Raw genomic sequence first — 19,367 nt, 5'->3', positions numbered from 1 at the left:
AATGTGACTGGGCAAGATGTCGAAGTTCTCCTGATCGGTGCGGGGCCGTCGAACCTGGCGCTCGCCGTCGCGATCGAGGAGTCCGGGGTGAGCCGGCTGGCCGAGAACACCCTGGTGCTGGAGCAGTACCCGGACGTCAAGTGGCAGCGCAACCTGCTGCTGCCGTGGGCGCGCAGCCAGGTGTCGTTCCTGAAGGACCTGGTGACCCTGCGCAACCCGCAGAGCCGGTTCTCGTTCCTGAACTACCTGCACCAGCAGGGCCAGCTCGACGACTTCGTGAACCTGTCCACCTTCAACCCCTATCGCTGGCAGCTGTCGGCCTATCAGCAGTGGGTCGCGGACGGCCTGGAGCACGTGCGCATCCGCTACAACGCCCGCACCGAGCGGATCGACCCGCGCCTGGCCGAGGACGGCTCGATCGCCGGGTGGACCGTCACGCTGTCCGACGGCGACACCATCACGTGCCGCGACCTGGTGGTCGGCACCGGCCGGGACGCGCACGTCCCCGCGGTGTTCCGCGACCTGCCGCAGGACCGCGTGGTGCACAGCACCCAGTACTCCGGCCGGATGGCCGAGCTGCCGGCGGACCGGCGGCCGCGGCGGCCCGTCGTGATCGGCGGCGCGCAGAGCGCCGCGGAGATGTTCATGGCGCTGCACCAGGACATCCCCGAGTCCGAGCCGACGCTGGTCGTGCGCGCCATCGGCCTGCAGAACTACCAGACGAGCAAGTTCGTCAACGAGCTGTTCTACCCGTCCTTCGTGGACGAGTTCTACGACATGCTGCCGGAGGCGCGGGCGCAGGTGCTCGACGAGATGCGCCTGACCAACTACGCGGGCCTCGCGCCGCCCTTCCTGGAGGAGATCTACTCGATGCTGTACCAGCAGAAGATGCTGGGGCGGCAGCGGTCCTCCGTGCGGCACCTGACCGAGGTCGTCGGCGCGCGGATGGACGGCGACGAGGTCGTGCTGGACCTGCGCGACCGCAAGAGCGGCAAGGTCGAGCCGCTGCGCTGCGACATGGTGTTCCTGGGCACCGGCTACGACCCGCGGATGCCCGCGCTGGTCAACGACCTGACCGAGCGCATCGGCCTCACCGACGTCAACGTCAGCCGCCGCTACCGGGTGGACCTGGGCGAGTCGGCCTGGGGCGCGATCTACCTGCAGGGCGTCAACGAGCAGACGCACGGCATCGCCGACTCGCTGATCAGCGTGCTGGCGCACCGCTCGCAGGACATCACCGAGGACCTGCTGGACCGGCGGGCGGTCGCCGAGACCGCCGCGGAGGTGTGAGCGACGTGGTCGAGATCCGCCACCTGGACCGGGACAACCTCGAACCGGCCTACGGGCTGGACGGCCAGCGCTTACTGCCCTGGCCCGCGCTCAACGCGCCGTTCGAGGGCGCGTGGTGCGTGCTGCGCGCCGGCACCGAGTCGACGCCGCACTCCCACCACGAGTACGAGATCTTCATCGCCATGAAGGGCGTCGCCGAGCTGGACGTGGACGGCGAGCGGCACCCGTTCGTCGCGGGCGACATCGTGCACCTGCCCCCGGGCTGCACGCACAAGGTCGTCAACGACAGCGCCGAGGACTTCGAGTACTACGGCGTCTGGTGGGACGCCGAGATGTCGGAGAAGTTCCTCGCCCGGCACGGGGAGCGGGCGGGATGAGCGAGCGCACGCTGATCATCTCGCCGGCCCCCACCGCCAACGGCGACCTGCACCTCGGGCACCTCGCGGGCCCGTTCCTCGCCGCCGACGTGCACGCCCGGTACCTGCGGGCCACCGGCCGCGACGTGCTGCTGGCCACGGGCTTCCAGGACACCTCCACCTACGTGGTGACCACCGCGCACCGGCTCGGCCTGGAACCGGCCGCGCTCGTGGCCCGGTCGGCCGAGCAGATCGAGTCGACGCTGGCCGCCGCCGGGATCGAGGTCGACGGGTACACCGGCGACGAGGACCGGTTCGTCAAGACCGTGCTCGGGTTCGTGGAGCGGCTGCACGCCGCCGGCAAGCTCGAGCTGCGCGCGGTGAAGTTCCCGTACTCCCCGGCGACGGGGCAGTACCTGGTGGACGGGTTCGTGCGCGGCGGCTGCCCGCTCTGCCTCGCCGAGGGGTGCGCCGGGCTGTGCGAGAGCTGCGGCCACCCGATCGCCGCGGGCGACCTGATCGACCCGAAGTCGACGCTGGACCCCGACGACCCGCTGGAGCTGCGCGAGGCGCAGGTGCTCGTGCTGCCCATGGAGCGCTACCGCGAGGGCATCCGCGCGCACTTCGCCGAGCACGGCAAGGCGATGCGCCCGCACATGGCGCAGGCGATCCGGGAGATGCTGTCCCGGCCCCTGCCCGACTACCCGGTCACCTACCCGATCTCGTGGGGCATCCCGGCCCCGTTCCCCGAGGTCGCCGGTCAGACGATCAACCCGAACGCCGAGCCCGCCGCGTGGAGCATCTACTGCGCCGCGCTGTCGGCCGAGCGCCGGGGCCTGCCGTCGGCGGTGGACGACGAGCTGTGGCTCGCCGACGCGGGCACGAAGGTGGTCTACTTCCTCGGCTTCGACAACACCTACCCGTTCGCGGTGGCGGCGGTGGCGATGCTGCTCGCCACCGACGGGCGGTACCTGCTGCCGGAGGAGTTCATCACCAACGAGTTCTACGAGCTGGACAACTCGAAGTTCTCCACCAGCCGGGGACACGTGGTGTGGGGCCGCGACCTGGTCGAGCGGGTGCCGCGCGACCTGGTGCGGTTCCACCTGGCCGCGACCAGCCCGGAGAACCAGCGCACCGACTTCAGCCACGCCGCGCTGGCCCGGGTGACCTCGACCCGGCTCGTGGAGCCGTGGAACGAGGTCGCGGCCCGGGTGGACGGGTTCACCGGCCGCGGCCCGCTGCCGGTGTCGGAGCGGTCGCGGGCGGCGGCGGCGAGGATCGTGGAGCGGTTCGCCGCCTGCTACGAGCTGGACTGCTTCAGCCTGACCCGGGCGACCGAGGTGCTGACCGACCAGCTCGCCAGGCTGGCGCGGTGGTCGGTGCGGCCCGGCGAGGAGGGCGACTTCTGCCACGAGGTCGAGGTGGTGCTGCGGTGCGCCGCGCCGATCCTGATCGACCTGGCGGCCGAGGCGTTGCCGGACACCCGCATCCCGACGGGGGCGGGCGCGACGACCGTGACGCCCGCTACCCTGCCGCGGCTGACCGGTTGGGCGGGATGAGAAGACCGTGGAGGAACACGACATGAGCGGCTCCAAGACCGTGGTGCTGGTCATCGGCAGCGGGCTCAAGCTCTACCGCGAGTACCTGGTCCGGTCCGCCGCGGCCAGGGCGCGCCGGGCGGGCCACGCGCTGGTGCTGATCAACAACCTGCAGCCGACCTGGCAGCACGAGTACTTCGACGAGATCACCGTGGTCAACGTGTTCGACCACGAGCTGCTGGCGGCCACCGCCCGCGAGGTCGCCGCGCGGCACACCGTCGTCGGCGTGCTGTGCTGGGACGAGCCGCTGGTGATGCCCGCCGCCGAGCTGGCCGCGGAGTTCGGCGTGCCCGGCCTGAGCATCCCCGGCGTGCACGGCTGCCGGGACAAGTACAGCGCGCGGACCCGGCTGACCGAGGGCGGCCTGCTCCAGCCCGGGTTCGCGATGACCGCCGACCTGGACGAGGCGCGGGCGGCGGCCGAGCGCATCGGCTACCCGGTCGTGGTCAAGCCCCGGGCGCTCGGCGCGAGCATGGGCGTGGTGCTGGCCCGCGACGAGCAGGAGCTGGCCGACGCCTTCCAGGTCGCGCACGAGGCCAGCCTGGTCGGCGACGAGCCCTACCGCGGCGGCGCGATCGTGGAGGAGTACGCGGTCGGCCCCGAGATCAGCGTGGACGGCGCGCTGCACAAGGGCGAGTACCTGCCGATGTTCGTGGCCCGCAAGCGGACCGGCGAGCACCCGTACTTCGAGGAGATCGGCCACGTGGTGGACGCCTCCGACCCGCTGCTGGAGGACCCGGTCCTGCTGGACACCCTGGCGCGGGCGCACCGGGTGCTCGGCATCGAGGACGGCATCACCCACACCGAGGTGCGGCTGACCGAGCGCGGCCCGCTGATCATCGAGATCAACGGCCGGGTCGGCGGCGACCTCATCCCGTTCCTCGGCAAGACCGCGACCGGCATCGACCCCGGCGAGGTCATGGTGGACGTGGCGCTGGGCCAGCGGCCCGAGACCACCCGCACCGCGCGGGGCGTGGCCGGCATCCGGTTCGGCTACCCCGACCACGACTGCGTGGTGCACAAGGTCGTCGTGCCGAAGGAGGCCCCCGGCCTGGTCACGGCCTCGCCGATGGTCGAGCCCGGCACCACGCTGCGGTTGCCGCCGGGCGGCTACATCGCCCGGCACTCGTTCGTGGTCGTCCAGGCCGACGACGTGCCGACCTGCGAGGAGCGGCTGCTCGCGGCGAGCGCGCTGGTCGAGGTGGACGCCGAACGGGTCGCGCCCAAGCCCAAGGGCGCGGTGCTGGAGATGCCCGCCGGACTGCTGGACGTGGACGAATGATCAACTACGACGGCCGGTTGTTCCGCAAGGCGGGCGGCGGCGACGGCACGGTCGCCCGCTACCACCAGGACGGCGACCTGGTGTGGGCCGACTTCACCGGCGGCAAGGTGCGGCGTGGCACGATCACCGGCGTGTGCGCCCCGGACGGCACGCTGCGGCTGGCGTACACGATGGTGCTGGGCACCGGCGAGGTGATCTCGGGGCACACCGTGAACGTGCCGGAGCAGCGCGCCGACGGGCGGCTGGTGCTGCGCGAGGAGTGGCAGCGCTTCGGCGAGCACGCCGCGAGCGGCGTGTCCTACCTGGAGGAGGTGCCGGCGCAGCAGCCGTCGGCCCCGACGCGGACGGGAAGTGTGGCATGACCGGGTGGGACGGGTTGCGCGGCCTGGTCGACGGGCGGCTGCGGCTGCCCGGCGACGACGGGTTCGACGAGCGCAGCAGGCCGTTCAACGAGCGGTTCCGCGACGTGCGGCCGGCCGCGGTGCTGTCCGCGGCCGGGCCGGACGACGTGAGCCGGGCGATCGGCTGGTCCCGCGACGCCGGGGTGCCGATCGTGGCCCGCGGCGGCGGGCACAGCTACGCGGGCAACTCCGTGAACCGCGGCCTGGTGCTCGACCTCCAGGGCCTGGACGAGGTGAGCGTCGACCCGTCCACCGCGCTCGTCACGGTCGGCGGCGGCGCCCAGACGGGGAAGATCTACGCCGCCCTGCGCGAGCACGACCTGATCTTCCCGCTGGGCAACTCCGACGACGTCGGCATCGGCGGCCTGGTGCTCGGCGGCGGTGTCTCGGTGGTGTCCCGCGCGATGGGGCTCACCTGCGACTCGCTCGTGTCCACCGACGTGGTGCTGGCCGACGGCAGCACGGTGACGTGCAGCGAGACGGTGAACCCGGACCTGTTCTGGGCGTGCCGGGGCGGTGGCGGCGGCAACTTCGGCGTCAACACCTCGTTCACCTTCCAGGCCCGGCCCGTGCCCGCCACGTCCACCTGCCTGTTGCTGTGGGACTGGGCGCACGCGATGGACGTGCTGGCCACCATGCAGGAGGTCATGCGCCTGGCCCCCAACGGGTTCGCCGCCCGGATCGGCATCAGCCGCGCGGCGGGCCAGGACGGCGTGGTGTCGGTGATCGGCCAGCACCTCGGCCCGGCCGAGGAGCTGCGGGAGCTGCTCGCCCCCGCGCTGGCCGTCGCGCCGCCGTCCCGGGTCGACATCGCCGACCGGACCTACTGGGAGGCGGCCGAGTACCTGCACCACGCCACCGCGGGCGGCGCGTTCGCGGTGCGCACCCGGTGCACGCCCGGACCGCTGGCCGAGGACGGGCTGCGGACCCTGGTGACCGCGGTGGACAAGTGGCCCGGCAGCGCGAACCCCGACGGCGCCGGCGCGGCCCTGTTCACCTGGGGCGGCGCGATCAACGACGTGCCCGCGACCGAGACCGCGTTCCCGCACCGGGACGTGCTGTTCCTCGTGTCGCTGGACACCTCGTGGCTGCCGGACGAGTCGCCGGAGGTCGAGCGGAGCAACCTCGACTGGCTGCACGCGCTGCACCAGGACATGGGGGAGTTCGCGGCGAACGCGTCCTACGTGAACTTCACCGACCCGGACCTGGACGACTGGCGCACCGCCTACCACGGCCCCAACGCGGCGCGCCTGGCGGAGGTCAAGCGCCGGTACGACCCGGACCGCGTCTTCTCGTTCTCCCAGTCGATCTGACGTCACCGGGACCCGGCCGACGGTGTCCGCATCGGAAGGTGTGATCACAATGCCACCCGACCTGCGTGGTGTCATGCGGAACTTCGCCACCGGCGTGTGCGTGGCGACGACCTACAGCGACCGGGCGGACGGCAGGCGCCACGACGCGGTGACGGTCAACTCGCTCACCTCGGTCTCGCTCGACCCGCCGCTGGTGTCGTTGAGCCTGCGGCTGGAGTCGGCGTTCCTCGCGGACCTGCTGGAGACGAAGAAGTGGGCGGTGTCCATCCTGGACAGCCGGGCCCGCGAGGTCGCCCGGCAGCTCGCCAAGGACCGGGAGACCCGCGCCCCGGTCGTGGGCGCGCTGCGCGCCACGCCGGGGTGCGAGACCGGCGCGCTGGTGCTCAACTCCGCGAGCTGGCTGGAGTGCGTGCTGTGGGACAGCTTCGACGTGGGCGACCACACCCTCGTCGTGGGCGAGGTCGTGGCCGTCAACGAGCGGCAGCACGGTCCCGCCCTGGTGTTCCTGCACGGCCGCTACCACGCGCTGGACGAGCAGCGCTGACGGATCCCGAACGTCCCGAACACAGGCCATACGGAGGAAGTGTGCAGTCATCCCGACCGGCGATCATCAGCTACCACGGCACCGAGCCGGAGAACGCGCTGATCCCCGGCCACACCACCGAGTCCGGCGGGGTCAAGGTGATCGCCGCGCTGTTCCGGGGACTGGTCTCCTACGACGCGGTCGACGCCCACCCGCGCAACGCCGTCGCCGAGTCGATCGAGACCACCGACTCGGCGCGGTTCACCATCAAGCTCAAGCGCGGCTGGACGTTCCACGACGGCACGCCGGTCACCGCCCGCAGCTTCGTGGACGCCTGGAACTACACCGCGCACGGCCCGAACAAGATGCAGGCGGCCACGTTCCTGTCGCACATCGCGGGCTTCGAGGAGGTCAACGCGCCGGACTCGACGGTGACCGAGATGTCCGGGCTGGAGGTGATCGACGACCACACGTTCGTGGTGACCCTGTCGGCGCCGTTCTCGGAGTTCCCCGTCACGCTCGGGTGCAGCGCGTTCTTCCCGCTGCCCGAGGTGTTCTTCACCGACCGGGCGGCCTACGAGGCCCACCCCATCGGCAACGGCGCGTTCCGGTTCGTCTCCCGGGAGCGGGAGAAGTACATCCTGCTGCACCGCTACGAGGGGTACGCCGGGGACGACAAGCCCCACATCGGCGGCGTCGAGTTCCGGATCTACCGGGACCTGGGCGACGCCTACCACGACGTGATCGCGGACAAGCTCGACTACCTCGACGTCACGCCGTACTGGGCGCTGGAGGGCAACCGGTACCAGCGCGACCTGCCCGGCCGCACCCACGACCGGACCTACCTCGGCATCCAGACCGTCTCGTTCCCGCTCTACGACTCCCGCTACGCGGACCGGCGGGTGCGGCAGGCGATCTCGATGTCGATCGACCGGGTCAAGCTGATCGACCGCATCTTCCAGGGCCACCAGGTGCCCGCCGACGGCCTGGTGCCGCCCGCGGTCTCCGGCCGGGCGGAGAACCAGGGCGGCGAGCTGTGCACGTACTCGCCGGTGCGCGCCAAGGAGCTGTTCGACGCGTCCGGGTTCGAGGGCGAGATCGAGCTGACCTCCAACGTCGACTCGCCGAACCAGCCGTGGATGGAGGAGATCTGCGCGTCGGTCACCGAGACGCTCGGCGTGCCGTGCCGGTTCGTGCCGATCCCGACCATGGGCGAGTTCCGCCGCAAGCTCAACGCCCAGGAGATCACCGCCCTGTTCCGCTCGGGGTGGATCGCGGACTACCCGTCGATCGAGAACTTCCTGAGCCCGATGTTCCGGACCGGCGCGTCCGACAACGTCGGCAGGTACAGCAGCGCCGTGGTCGACGAGCTGCTGTCCGCCGCGGACCGCGCGCCGGACCGCGAGCAGGCGTGGAAGCTGTACCAGGAGGCGGAGCGGGCGATCCTGGAGGACATGCCCACCATCCCGGTGTGGTACCAGAGCACCCTGTCGGCGTGGTCGACGCGGCTGCGCACGGTGCAGCCCAACCCGTTCCGGGAGCTGGACCTCTACAGCGTCACGGTCGCGGAGCCCGACGACGCCTCGGCCTGACGGCGGTGATCGGTCACGGCGGTCCGGCGCCGGCCCTCGACGGGTCGGCGCCGGACCGCCGTGCGCGTGCGGGCGGTCGTGCCGCGGCGCGTCCGGCTAAGGTCGGTGGTCGCGCGGCGTGGTGCGGTGCGGCGTGTGGTCGTGCCGCGGGCGTGGCGCCTTGCGACGCGGGGTGTCGATGTGCCGCTTGCCGTTCCGGGGCGGGCCTACCCGGCGGACCGGAACGTGGTGCGGTAGGCGCTGGGCGCCACGCCGAGGGTCGCGCTCATCTGCTGCCGCAGCGCCGCGCCCGTGCCGAAGCCCGCGTGCCGCGCCACCTGGTCGACGGCGAGGTCCGTGGTCTCCAGCAGGTGCCGCGCCCGCTCCACCCGCTGCTGCGTGAGCCACTTGCCGGGGCTGATCCCGGTCTCCTCGCGGAACCGGCGGGTGAACGTGCGCACGCTCATCCGGGCGTGCGCGGCCAGCGACCGCAGGTCCAGCGGCTCGTGCAGGTGCTCCAGCGCCCACGCGCGGGCCGGGGCGGTGGACGTGTCGGCCACCGTCGGGATCGGGCGCACGATGAACTGCGACTGCCCGCCCGGCCGCCACGGCGGCACGACGCACCGGCGCGCCGCCATGTTCGCCACCCCGCTGCCGTGGTCCTCCCGCACGACGTGCAGGCACAGGTCCACCCCCGCGCCCACGCCGGCCGAGGTGAGGATCCGGCCCTCGTCGGCGAACAGCACGTCCGGGTCCAGCTCGACCGCCGGGAACAGCCGCCGGAACTGCTCCGCGTGCGCCCAGTGCGTGGTGGCGCGGCGGCCGTCCAGCAGCCCGGCCGCGGCCAGCACGAACGCGCCCGTGCAGATCGACATGACCCGCGCGCCCCGGTCCGCCGCCGCGCGCAGGGCGTCGCGCACCGGCGCGTCCACCGTGCCGTCGGTCAGCACCCGCGAGTCGTAGTGGACGCCGGCCACGAGCACCGTGTCGGCCTCGGCCAGCAGCTCCAGCCCGTGCTCGGGGGTGACCGTGAAGCCCGCCGAGCTGCGCACCGGCCTCCCGCCGGGCGTGCACACCCGGACCTGGTAGAACCGTCGCTCCTGCTGGTCGCGGGCGGCGTGGAAGACCTGCGTGGGGGTGCCGAGGTCGAACGCGACGACCTCGTCCAGCGCGAGCACGGCAACCAGGTGCGGTCGGGTCATGGCCCGATTCTTGCACAGGATGGCCATCGAGCCACTTTTCGGAACCGCCCCGCATCGAGCACCCTTGTCCCGTGATTCGCAACAAGCAACTCTGGCCCTGGATGATCGCGGGCATCGGTTTCGTCGCGCTCGTCGGCGCCGCTGGGTTCCGTTCCACCCCGGGCGCGCTGGTGGACCCCCTGCAACGCGAGTTCGGGTGGTCGACCGGCACCATCGGCTTCGCCATGTCGGTCAACCTGGCGCTGTACGGCGTGACCGCGCCGTTCGCCGCCGCCCTGATGGAGCGCTTCGGCGTGCGCAAGGTGACGGCCGGCGCGATGGCGCTGATCGCGCTGGGCAGCGGGTTGACCATCTTCATGACGGCGGCGTGGCAGCTCGTGCTCCTCTGGGGCGTGATGGTGGGCCTCGGCGCCGGTTCCATCTCGTTGGGCTTCGTGGCCACCATCGGCACGCGGTGGTTCGTCAAGCGCCAGGGCCTGGTCACCGGCCTGCTCTCGGCCGGTGGCGCGACCGGTTCGCTGGTCTTCCTGCCGCTCGTGGCGTCGTTGACGGAGTCCTCGGGCGGGTGGCGCTCGGCGGCGATCGTGGTGTCGCTCGTGGCGTTCGCGACCGTGCCGCTGGTCCTGCTGTTCTTCCGCGAGCACCCGGCCGACCTGAACATCCCGCCGTACGGCGCGGACGAGGTCGTGCCCGCGCCGCCGGTGACCGGCAACGCCGCGCGCCTGGCCATCGACGGGCTGAAGAACGCCGCCCGCACCAAGCCGTTCTGGTTCCTCGCGCTGGGCTTCGCCATCTGCGGCGCGACCACCAACGGCCTGGTCGCCACGCACTTCATCCCCGCCGCGCACGACCACGGCATGCCGAGCGTCCACGCGGCGGGCCTGCTGGCCCTGATCGGCGTGTTCGACCTGATCGGCACGATCCTGTCCGGCTGGCTCACCGACCGCGTCGACTCCCGGATCCTGCTGGGCGTCTACTACGTGCTGCGCGGCATCTCGCTGCTGGTGCTGCCGTCGCTGTTCCACGAGTCCATCACCGGGCCGATGATCGTGTTCGTCATCTTCTACGGCATGGACTTCATCGCCACCGTGCCGCCGACCGTCGCGCTGTGCCGCGAGCACTACGGCATGTCCGCGCCGATCGTGTTCGGCTGGGTCTTCGCCTCGCACCAGATCGGCGCGGCGATCGCCTCGACGCTGGCCGGGATCACCCGCGACAGCTACGGCGACTACGCGCCCGCCTGGTACGTGGCCGGGGCGCTCAGCATCGGCGCTGCCCTGTTGTCCCTGATGATCAGTCGCAAGGTGGCCGAGAACCGCACCGGAACCCCCGCGGCCGCCTGACCACCAGGGCAGGTCGAGCGGACGCCTCCGCGAATCCCCCCTTCGTCCGGAAGGCGTCGCTCACCCGACGAGGCCCGGTTCGGTCCGCCGAACCGGGCCTCGTCGGGTGCCGGGCGGATGCCCGGGGTTGTGGTCGGGGTCGGCGTGCGGGCCGTCCTGCCGGGTCGTCGGTGGGGCGGCGTGCGGCCGGGCCGTGCCTCGGAGGCGGCGGCAGGCGGGTGTTCGCGGATCGGGGCGGCGTCAGGGTCGTGTCAGAGCGGTGTCAGCGGCGTGTCCGGCCGGTCGGTGATCGTGGCCGGGACACCCGCCACGGAAGGAACACCGATGACCCGAACGGCCGACATCCCGCACGGCCTGCCCGTGGAGCGCGACGCGGGGCCCTTCGACCCGCCCCGGCGGATCAGCGACCTGCGCGCCACCCGCCCGGTCAGCCCCCTGATCTTCCCCGACGGCCACGAGGGCTGGCTCGTCACCGGCTACGACGAGGTCCGGCAGCTCCTGGCCGACACCCGCTTCAGCTCCCGCCAGGACATCGGCGTCCTGCACGTGCCCTACGGGGACGTGGCCGCGACCGAGCCGTCACCGCAGGTGCCGGGCCTGTTCATCGCCATGGACCCGCCGGACCACACCCGGCTGCGGCGCAAGCTCACCGGCGCGTTCACCGTCAAGCGGATGAAGCAGCTCGAAGAGCGCGTCGCGGAGATCGTGGCGCGGCAGCTGGACGAACTCGCCACCCTCACGCCGCCGGTCGACCTGGTCGAGCGGTTCGCGCTCCCCGTGCCGTCGCTGGTGATCTGCGAACTGCTCGGCGTCCCCTACGCGGACCGGGAGACCTTCCAGGTCAACTCCGCCCGGTTCCTGGAGCGGGACGTGGCGATCGACGAGAAGATGGCCGCGTACCACGCGATGACCACCTACCTGGCCGAACTGGTCACCCGCAAGCGCGCCGACCCCGACGAGGACCTCCTGTCGGACCTCGCCCGCCACGACGACCTCACGGTCGAGGAGCTGACCGGCGTCGCCTTCCTGCTCCTGCTCGCGGGCCACGAGACGACCGCGAACGTGCTCGCGCTGGGCACGTTCGCGCTGCTGGAGCACCCCGGGCAGCTCGCCGCCCTGCGCGCCGACGCGGACCTGCTGCCCGGCGCGGTCGAGGAGCTGATGCGCTACCTGTCCGTCGCCGACATCTTCTACCGCTACGCCACGGAGGACATCGAGCTGGGCGGCGAGACGATCGGCCGGGGGTGCACCGTCGTGGTGTCGTTGCTGGCCGCCAACCGCGACCCCCGGCGCTTCGAGGACCCCGACGCCCTGGACGTGCGCCGGGCGGCCCGCGGTCACCTGGGCTTCGGCCACGGCGTCCACCAGTGCCTCGGCCAGCAACTGGCCCGGATCGAGCTGCGTGCCGGGTTCGCCGGGCTCCTGCGCCGCTTCCCGACCCTCCGGCTCGCCGTGCCCGCCGACCGGGTCAGGCTCAAGAGCGACATGAACCTCTACGGCGTGCACGAGCTGCCGGTCACCTGGACGCCGGCCGCGCCCGCCTGACGGCGCGCACGACGACGTCGTGCAACTCCCGCCCGTGCCCGTGGTCGTGGCCGTGGCCGTGTGCGTCGCCGTGCCCCTGCTCCTGGTCGTGGTCGTGGGTCTGCCCGTGGCCGCCGAGGGTCCGCCGGCCCTCCTCGGCGGTGACGACCTCCCACTCCGCCGGGTCCAGGCGCGCGGTGATGGCCGTGGCGGTGGCGGACGCCTCGGCGGGCGGGTGGTCGTCACCGGACCCGTGGTCGTGGTGGAGGTGGCCGACGATCAGCAGGGTGCCGCCGGGCGCGACCCAGCCGGCGATCCGGTCGTAGAAGTCCAACTGCGGCATCGCGGGGTGGGCGTAGTGGGTCATGACCAGGTCGAACGGCGCGTCGGGACGCCACACGGCCAGGTCCGCTTCGACCCACCGCACGTCCACCCCGCCCGCCGCCGCGCGCTCGGCCGCGCGGGCCAGCGCCGCGGCCGAGATGTCCGCCCCGGTCACCCGCCAGCCGCGCGAGGCGAGCCGGATCGCCTCGGCCCCGGCACCGCACCCGGCGTCCAGCGCGGTGCCCGGCACGAGCCCTTCCGTCTCCCGGTCGAGGTAGGGGTTGGGCGGGCTCGCCCCCATGGACCCGCCGTCGCCCGGTCGCCAGTGCCGTTCCCAGTACGCCTTGTCGAACTCGTGCGCCATCGTCGTCCTCCCGCTCTCCTGCCGACCACGCCGATTCTGACCACGAGGACGGCAGATCGGCAAAGTCCGTTGCCGGAATGGCAACACCGTCACGGCCGGGGCGGAGGCCGCGGTCAACCGATCGGCTGATCCCCTCCTCCACCGCGGCCGAGCGCGGGTCTGGCCGGGCAGTCGATCCGGCGCACCCCTCCCGACCTGCACGCTCGTCCCATGGCGATCATCGAGGTGACCAACCTCGTCAAGCGGTACGGCGACCACACCGCGGTGGACGGGGTGAGCTTCGCCGTCGAGCAGGGCGAGATCTTCGGCATCCTGGGCCCGAACGGGGCCGGCAAGACCACGACCGTCGAGTGCGTCGAGGGGTTGCGCACCCCGGACGGGGGCGAGATCCGCGTGGGCGGGATCGACCCGCGACGGGACGAGGCGCGGCTGCGGCACCTGCTCGGCGCGCAGCTCCAGGAGAGCGAGCTGCCGGACAAGCTGAAGGTCGGCGAGGCCATGGAGCTGTTCAGCTCCTTCTACGCCCGGCCGGCCGACTGGCGCGAGCTGATCGAGACGCTGCGCCTGACCGACAAGCTCGGCACGCAGTTCCGGAACCTGTCCGGCGGGCAGAAGCAGCGGCTGTCGATCGCGCTGGCCCTGGTCGGCAACCCGCGCGTGGCGGTGCTCGACGAGCTGACCACCGGCCTCGACCCGCAGGCCCGCCGCGACACGTGGGACCTGATCGAGCGCGTCCGCGACCGGGGCGTGACGATCCTGCTGGTCACCCACTTCATGGAGGAGGCCGAGCGGCTCTGCGACCGCCTCGCCCTGGTGGACGCCGGTCGGGTCGTCGCCCTCGACACCCCGGCCGGGCTGGTGGCCAGGGTGGACGACCGGCAGCGAATCCGGTTCCGGCCCTCCGCGCCCCTCGACCACGCGGTGCTGACCGCGTTGCCCGAGGTCACGTCGGTCGAGCGGGCGGGCGGCCAGCTCGTCGTCACCGGCACCGGCAACCTGCTGCTCGCCGTGACCACCGCGCTCGCCCGCAACCAGGTCGTCGCCGGCGACCTGCGGGTCGAGCAGACCTCGCTGGACGACGCGTTCGTCGCGCTCACCGGCCGCCCCATCGACTCCTGAGGAGACCCCGTGCCCGCCCTGACCAGGCTCACCGCCACCGAGACCAAGCTGTTCTTCCGCGAGCCGACGAGCGTGTTCTTCGCGCTCGCGTTCCCGCCGCTCCTGCTCGTCATCCTCGGCCTGATCCCGGACTTCCGGGAACCCGACCCGGAACTGGGCGGCGCGCGGGTGATCGACCTGTACGCGCCGATCATCGTCGCGATGGCGATCACCATGTTCGCGATCAGCGGCCTGCCGCAGGGGTTCGCCACCTACCGCGAGAAGGGCGTGCTGCGGCGCATGCGCACCACGCCCGTGAAGCCGGTGGTGATGCTCGGCGCGCAACTGCTGATGTCCACCGCCCTGTCCGTCGTGGTGATGGTGGTCGTGCTGGCCGTCGCCCGGCTCGCGTTCGGCGTCCACCTGCCCCGGCAGGTGCCCGCCTACGTCCTCGCGTACGTGCTGTGCGCGGTGGCGATGTTCGCGATCGGCCTGCTCGTCGCCTCGCTGGCCCGCAGCGGCAAGAGCGCGGGCGCGATCGGGTCGCTGCTGTTCTTCCCGTTCCTGTTCTTCGGCGGCCTGTGGGCTCCCCGCGAGACGATGAACGACCTGCTGCGGACCATCAGCGACTTCACGCCGCTGGGCGCGGGCGTGCAATCATTGTCCGACGCCGCCGGCGGTCACTGGCCGCAGTGGCCGCACGTGGCGGTCATGCTGGGGTGGACGATCGTGGCCGGCGGGCTGGCCGCGCGGTACTTCCGCTGGGAGTAGGTCGTGAGCATCGAGGCCGAGCTGCGGGAGGAGTTCGACCGCTGGGAGCGCGGCGAGGCGAAGGTCTTCCGGATCCTGCCCTACTTCCTGCTGTCGATCGGCACCTCCATCACGCTGCTGCAGCCGATCTGGCACGAGCCGGTGGCGTACCCGGAGGTGCTGGGCCTCTCGGGCGCGACCCTGCTCTGGCTGCTGTGGTTCCACACGCTCCACCCCGAGTGGCACGGCAACGGCCCGGTCATGGCGGTGTACTTCGTCGGGCTGATCGGGCTGGCCTTCGGCCTGGTGGCGCTCGCGCCCTGGTACGGCTTCTTCGCCTTCGTCGGCTACCCGCAGGCGTTCCAGTACCTCAAGGGCGGGTGGCGGTACGTCGGGATCGCGGCCACGGCGATGGTCGCGTCGCTGTCGTACCTGGGCGGCCTGGCCAACGTCCGGGACGACGACCTGTGGCTCGGCTGGCCGATCCTCGGGGCGATCGTCACGCTGCTGGCCGGCGCGTTCTCCCACTTCGCGGAGCGGGCCGACCGGCGCAACGACAAGCAGAAGCAGGCGCTGGCCGAGCTGCACGAGGCCAACGTCAAGCTGGAGGCCGCGCTGGAGGAGAACGCGGGCCTGCACGCCCAGCTCCTGGTGCAGGCCCGCGAGGCCGGGGTGCTGGACGAGCGGCAGCGGATGGCGCGGGAGATCCACGACACGCTGGCCCAGGGGCTCGCCGGCATCCTCACCCAGCTCCAGGCCGCCGAGCAGACGATGGCCGAGCCCACGACCGCGCGCCGGCACGTGACGAACGCGATGAACCTGGCGCGGGAGAGCCTCACCGAGGCGCGCCGGACCGTCCACGCCGTCGAGCCGTCGGTGTTGGCCGAGGCCAGGCTCCCGGACGCGATCAACGACGTCACCAGGCGCTGGGCGGAGGCCAACGCCGTGGACGCGGTGCTCACCACCACCGGCGACCCCCGGCCCATGCACGCCGACGTCGAGGTGGCGTTGCTGCGGACCGCGCAGGAGGCGCTCGCGAACGTGGCCAAGCACGCCCGCGCGGGCCGGGTGGGGCTCACGCTGTCCTACATGGAGGACCTGGTGACGTTGGACGTGCGGGACGACGGCGTGGGCTTCGACCCGGCCGCCAGGCGCGCGAACGGCTCGGCGAGCGGCGGGTTCGGGCTCGCCGGCATGCGGCAGCGGGTGCAGCGCCTCGCCGGTCGGCTGGAGATCGAGTCGGAGCCGGGCGGCGGCACCGCGATCTCGGCGACGGTCCCCGCGATCCCGGCCGGGGGCGCGGAATGATCAAGCTGCTGATCGTGGACGACCACCCGGTGGTGCGGGACGGGCTGCGCGGCATGTTCAGCGCCGACCCGCGCTTCGAGGTGCTGGGCGAGGCGGGCGACGGCGCGGAGGCCATCGCCGCCGCCGACCGGCTGCGGCCCGACGTCGTCCTCATGGACCTGCGGATGCCCGGCACGGACGGCGTCACCGCGATCAAGGAGCTGGCGAAGCGCGGGGTGCCCGCCCGCGTGCTGGTGCTGACCACGTACGACACGGACTCGGACGTGCTGCCCGCGATCGAGGCGGGCGCGACCGGGTACCTGCTCAAGGACGCGCCGCGCGAGGAGCTGTTCCGCGCCGTGGAGGCGGCGGCCCGCGGCCAGGCGGTGCTCTCGCCCGCCGTCGCGACCCGGCTGATGGGGCAGATGCGCCAACCCGCGTCCGAGCCGCTGTCGCAGCGCGAGCTGGAGGTGCTGGAGCTGATCGCGCGGGGCTCGACCAACCGCGAGGCGGCGAAGCAGCTGTTCATCAGCGAGGCGACGGTCAAGACCCACCTGCTGCACGCGTACGCGAAGCTCGGCGTCAACGACCGGGCGGCGGCCGTGGCCACCGCGTTCTCCCGCGGCTACCTCACGCCCAAGAGCTGAGGGGACCCCGCTTCCCGGCGGGGAGCGGCTTGCCGTACGACGTATACTTTGTATACATTGCGTACAAGGGGGTGCCGCGAGTGACGAGGTCGGTGTACCGGGAGGTGCGCGACCTGATCGTGCTCGGCGCGTACCCGGCCGGTCGGCCGATCGCCGAGCAGGAGCTGTGCGCACGGCTGGGGGTCAGCCGCACGCCCGTCCGCGAGGCGTTGCGCCGGTTGGAGAGCGACGGGCTGGTCCGCGCCGCGCGGCGCGGCGTGACGGTGGTCGAGCTGGGCGGGAAGGCGTTGCGGGACGCCTACCTCGTGCGCGCGGCGCTGGAGGCGTTGACCGCCGAGACGGCCGCGCACCGCAGGCGGGCGGGCGAGGTGGCGCCGGCGGCGCTGGCCCGGCTCGCCGAGCACGCCGACCTGGCCGACGTCGCCACCCGGCGGGGCGACCTGCTCGACGGCGTCCGGCACAACCGCGCGTTCCACCGGCACGTCGCGGTGCTCGCCGACAACCCCGTGGCGCTGGAGGCGTTGGACCGCGTCTGGGACCAGATCACCGTCTCCACCCGCGCCTCGCTCGCCGCGCCCGCCCGCCCGGCGCGGGTGGACGAGGAACACCGCCTGCTGATCGCGGCCATCACCGGGGGGCGGCCGGACGAGGCGGCCGTCCACGCCCGCGGGCACGTCCTGGCGACGATGTCCGCGTTGTCCGGACAGGACGGAGGAACACCGGCATGACCACCGAGCACGGGTACCGGGTCGCGGTGCGCTGGACCGGCAACACCGGCGTCGGCACGGCGAGCTACCGGGGCTACGGCCGCGACCACGACGTGACCGCCGAGGGCAAGCCGACGCTGCGCGCCAGTGCCGACCCCGCCTTCCGCGGCACGCCGGACCGCTGGAACCCGGAGGAGCTGCTGGTCGCCTCGCTGTCGCAGTGCCACATGCTCACCTACCTGTCGCTGTGCGCCCGCGCCGGCGTCGTCGTGCTCGACTACGCCGACGAGGCGAGCGGGGTCATGCGCGAGGAGCCGGGCAACACCGGTCGGTTCGCGGAGGTCGTGCTGCGGCCCGAGGTGACCGTCGCCGACGCGTCGATGGTCGGCCGGGCCGAACAGTTGCACGGGCGGGCGCACGAGGACTGCTTCATCGCGCGGTCGGTCGCCTTCCCGGTCCGGCACGTGCCGTCGGTTCGCCCGGCCGGCTGAAACCCCTTTCGGTCACCGGGTCGGCGGGCTCGCGGCAGCCGGGTGATCGGCCGCCGAGGTGCACGCTCACATATGAGGATCCTTCGGTTTGACTGTGTGACACCGCCCCCGAACGGGCGCCTGGCGCGTCGAAAAGGGTTTCGGCGCGGTATCGTCGTGCGCGGAGGGACCGTCACGACGCCGTCGGCAGCGGGCGTCGGACGCGGAGAGGGAGCGTGGCATGAGCACTGGGTCGAAGGTCCCCGGCAAGCGGGCGCCCACGTTGACCGACGTGGCGAAGCTGGCCGGGGTGTCGGTCGCCACCGCGTCCAAGGCGATCAACGGCCGGGACGAGGTCAAGGACGAGACGCGGGAACGCGTGCTCAAGGCGGCGGAACTGCTCTCCTTCGCGCCCAACGCGCTCGCCCGCGGCCTGCTCGGCGGCCGGACCGGCACGGTCGGGCTCCTGACCAGCGACCTGGAGGGCCGGTTCTCGATCCCGATCCTGATGGGCGCGGAGGACGCGTTCGGCGCGGGCCAGGTCTCGGTCTTCCTGTGCGACGCGCGCGGTGACGCGATCCGCGAGGCGCACCACGTGCGCGCGCTGCTGTCGCGGCGGGTGGACGGACTGATCGTGGTCGGCTCCGACACCGACCCGCGCCCTCCGCTGGCGGGCTCCATCCCGGTGCCGGTCGTCTACGTCTACGCGCCGTCGGCCGACCCGGCCGACATCTCGCTCACCGTGGACAACGTGGGCGGCGGTCGGCTGGCCGTCGAGCACCTGCTCGCCTGTGGCCGGCGCCGCATCGCCCACATCACCGGCGAGCACGGGTTCGCCGCCGCCCGGGACCGGGCGCAGGGGGCCGCGGTCGCGCTCGCCGACGCCGGCCTGACCATGCTCGGCGGCAAGCCGTACTACGGGTCGTGGGACGAGACGTGGGGGAGGGCCGCCGCGCACCTGGTGGTCGAGCAGCACCCGGAGGTCGACGCGATCTTCTGCGGCAGCGACCAGATAGCGCGGGGCGTGCTGGAGAGCCTGCGCGACCTCGGCCGCGACGTGCCGCGCGACATCTCGGTGATCGGGTTCGACAACTGGGACGCGATCGTCGCGCACTCCCGGCCCCGGCTGACCAGCGTCGACATGAACCTCGAACGCCTCGGCGCGGTCGCGGGCCGGCGGCTGTTCGCGGCCATCGACGGCGGCGACGGCCCCACGTCGGAGCAGTACCCGGGCCGCGTCGTGGTCCGCGATTCGACCGCGCCGTCGAGCTGACCGGCCGCGCGGCGGGGTGACCCTGCCCGGCCGCGCCTGATCCT

19 protein-coding genes are annotated in these 19,367 nt (G+C 72.8%); 17 read left to right on the top strand and 2 right to left on the bottom strand.

Annotation, left to right across the window (positions count from 1 at the left end):
• The first annotated feature begins 3 nt into the window (after positions 1-3).
• Genes ACWEFJ_RS16180 through ACWEFJ_RS16145 form a run of 8 tightly spaced genes read left to right on the top strand, consistent with a single transcriptional unit; the run spans position 4 to position 8,355 of the window.
• Positions 4-1,290, top strand: a complete 1,287-nt coding sequence (locus tag ACWEFJ_RS16180; RefSeq protein ID WP_378094656.1) for a lysine N(6)-hydroxylase/L-ornithine N(5)-oxygenase family protein — start codon at positions 4-6, stop codon at positions 1,288-1,290.
• Positions 1,287-1,667 carry a cupin domain-containing protein gene (locus ACWEFJ_RS16175; protein WP_378094658.1) on the top strand — a complete coding sequence of 127 codons (381 nt, stop codon included), beginning with the start codon at positions 1,287-1,289 and terminating at the stop codon, positions 1,665-1,667. The genes ACWEFJ_RS16180 and ACWEFJ_RS16175 overlap by 4 nt, the downstream gene beginning before the upstream one ends.
• Positions 1,664-3,205 carry a class I tRNA ligase family protein gene (locus ACWEFJ_RS16170; RefSeq protein WP_449714171.1) on the top strand — a complete coding sequence of 514 codons (1,542 nt, stop codon included), beginning with the start codon at positions 1,664-1,666 and terminating at the stop codon, positions 3,203-3,205. Before ACWEFJ_RS16175 ends, ACWEFJ_RS16170 begins: the two co-directional genes overlap by 4 nt.
• A 22-nt stretch (positions 3,206-3,227) precedes the next feature.
• Positions 3,228-4,526 carry an ATP-grasp domain-containing protein gene (locus tag ACWEFJ_RS16165; RefSeq protein WP_449714170.1) on the top strand — a complete coding sequence of 433 codons (1,299 nt, stop codon included), beginning with the start codon at positions 3,228-3,230 and terminating at the stop codon, positions 4,524-4,526.
• Positions 4,523-4,888, top strand: coding sequence for a hypothetical protein (locus ACWEFJ_RS16160; RefSeq protein ID WP_378094664.1), 366 nt, complete (start codon positions 4,523-4,525; stop codon positions 4,886-4,888). The genes ACWEFJ_RS16165 and ACWEFJ_RS16160 overlap by 4 nt, the downstream gene beginning before the upstream one ends.
• Positions 4,885-6,240: an FAD-binding oxidoreductase gene (locus ACWEFJ_RS16155; RefSeq protein ID WP_378094666.1), complete on the top strand. Its 1,356-nt coding sequence runs from the start codon at positions 4,885-4,887 to the stop codon at positions 6,238-6,240. The genes ACWEFJ_RS16160 and ACWEFJ_RS16155 overlap by 4 nt, the downstream gene beginning before the upstream one ends.
• Positions 6,241-6,289: 49 nt before the next feature.
• Positions 6,290-6,784 (top strand): flavin reductase family protein, encoded by a 495-nt coding sequence (locus ACWEFJ_RS16150; RefSeq protein WP_378094668.1) that lies wholly within the window; start codon positions 6,290-6,292, stop codon positions 6,782-6,784.
• Between the two features lie 41 nt (positions 6,785-6,825).
• Positions 6,826-8,355: a peptide ABC transporter substrate-binding protein gene (locus ACWEFJ_RS16145; protein WP_449714169.1), complete on the top strand. Its 1,530-nt coding sequence runs from the start codon at positions 6,826-6,828 to the stop codon at positions 8,353-8,355.
• A 206-nt stretch (positions 8,356-8,561) separates the two neighbouring features.
• Here the strand turns inward: ACWEFJ_RS16145 and ACWEFJ_RS16140 are convergent, their stop codons facing one another.
• Positions 8,562-9,536 carry a GlxA family transcriptional regulator gene (locus ACWEFJ_RS16140; protein ID WP_378093050.1) on the bottom strand — a complete coding sequence of 325 codons (975 nt, stop codon included), beginning with the start codon at positions 9,534-9,536 and terminating at the stop codon, positions 8,562-8,564.
• A 71-nt stretch (positions 9,537-9,607) separates the two neighbouring features.
• On the opposite strand from ACWEFJ_RS16140, the gene ACWEFJ_RS16135 reads away from it, so the two are divergent.
• A complete protein-coding gene (locus tag ACWEFJ_RS16135; RefSeq protein ID WP_378093048.1) occupies positions 9,608-10,879 on the top strand; it encodes an MFS transporter in 1,272 nt (423 codons plus the stop codon).
• Positions 10,880-11,203: 324 nt separating this feature from the next.
• Positions 11,204-12,424 carry a cytochrome P450 gene (locus ACWEFJ_RS16130; RefSeq protein ID WP_449714168.1) on the top strand — a complete coding sequence of 407 codons (1,221 nt, stop codon included), beginning with the start codon at positions 11,204-11,206 and terminating at the stop codon, positions 12,422-12,424.
• Here ACWEFJ_RS16130 and ACWEFJ_RS16125 read toward each other — a convergent pair.
• Positions 12,396-13,091, bottom strand: a complete 696-nt coding sequence (locus ACWEFJ_RS16125; protein WP_449714167.1) for a class I SAM-dependent methyltransferase — start codon at positions 13,089-13,091, stop codon at positions 12,396-12,398. The genes ACWEFJ_RS16130 and ACWEFJ_RS16125 overlap by 29 nt on opposite strands.
• 210 nt (positions 13,092-13,301) lie before the next feature.
• Between ACWEFJ_RS16125 and ACWEFJ_RS16120 the strand changes: the two genes are divergently transcribed.
• From ACWEFJ_RS16120 to ACWEFJ_RS16090, 7 genes are all read left to right on the top strand, one after another.
• The gene (locus tag ACWEFJ_RS16120; protein WP_449714166.1) at positions 13,302-14,210 is read left to right on the top strand and encodes an ABC transporter ATP-binding protein; all 909 of its coding nucleotides are present in this window, start codon (positions 13,302-13,304) and stop codon (positions 14,208-14,210) included.
• Positions 14,211-14,219: 9 nt separating this feature from the next.
• Positions 14,220-14,960, top strand: coding sequence for an ABC transporter permease (locus tag ACWEFJ_RS16115; RefSeq protein ID WP_378093039.1), 741 nt, complete (start codon positions 14,220-14,222; stop codon positions 14,958-14,960).
• A 3-nt stretch (positions 14,961-14,963) separates the two neighbouring features.
• Positions 14,964-16,247, top strand: coding sequence for a sensor histidine kinase (locus tag ACWEFJ_RS16110; RefSeq protein ID WP_378093037.1), 1,284 nt, complete (start codon positions 14,964-14,966; stop codon positions 16,245-16,247).
• On the top strand, positions 16,244-16,873 hold the full coding sequence (locus tag ACWEFJ_RS16105) for a response regulator (protein ID WP_378093035.1): 630 nt from the start codon (positions 16,244-16,246) through the stop codon (positions 16,871-16,873). The genes ACWEFJ_RS16110 and ACWEFJ_RS16105 overlap by 4 nt, the downstream gene beginning before the upstream one ends.
• An 80-nt stretch (positions 16,874-16,953) precedes the next feature.
• The gene (locus ACWEFJ_RS16100; RefSeq protein ID WP_449714165.1) at positions 16,954-17,601 is read left to right on the top strand and encodes a GntR family transcriptional regulator; all 648 of its coding nucleotides are present in this window, start codon (positions 16,954-16,956) and stop codon (positions 17,599-17,601) included.
• The gene (locus ACWEFJ_RS16095) at positions 17,598-18,071 is read left to right on the top strand and encodes an OsmC family protein (RefSeq protein ID WP_449714164.1); all 474 of its coding nucleotides are present in this window, start codon (positions 17,598-17,600) and stop codon (positions 18,069-18,071) included. The genes ACWEFJ_RS16100 and ACWEFJ_RS16095 overlap by 4 nt, the downstream gene beginning before the upstream one ends.
• A 220-nt stretch (positions 18,072-18,291) precedes the next feature.
• The gene (locus ACWEFJ_RS16090; protein ID WP_378093029.1) at positions 18,292-19,323 is read left to right on the top strand and encodes a LacI family DNA-binding transcriptional regulator; all 1,032 of its coding nucleotides are present in this window, start codon (positions 18,292-18,294) and stop codon (positions 19,321-19,323) included.
• Positions 19,324-19,367 lie beyond the last annotated feature (44 nt).

This window comes from Actinosynnema sp. NPDC004786 (genome assembly GCF_053601135.1).
The sequence above is the reverse complement of the archived record's forward strand: the minus strand, read 5'-3'. Positions and strand labels throughout refer to the sequence as shown.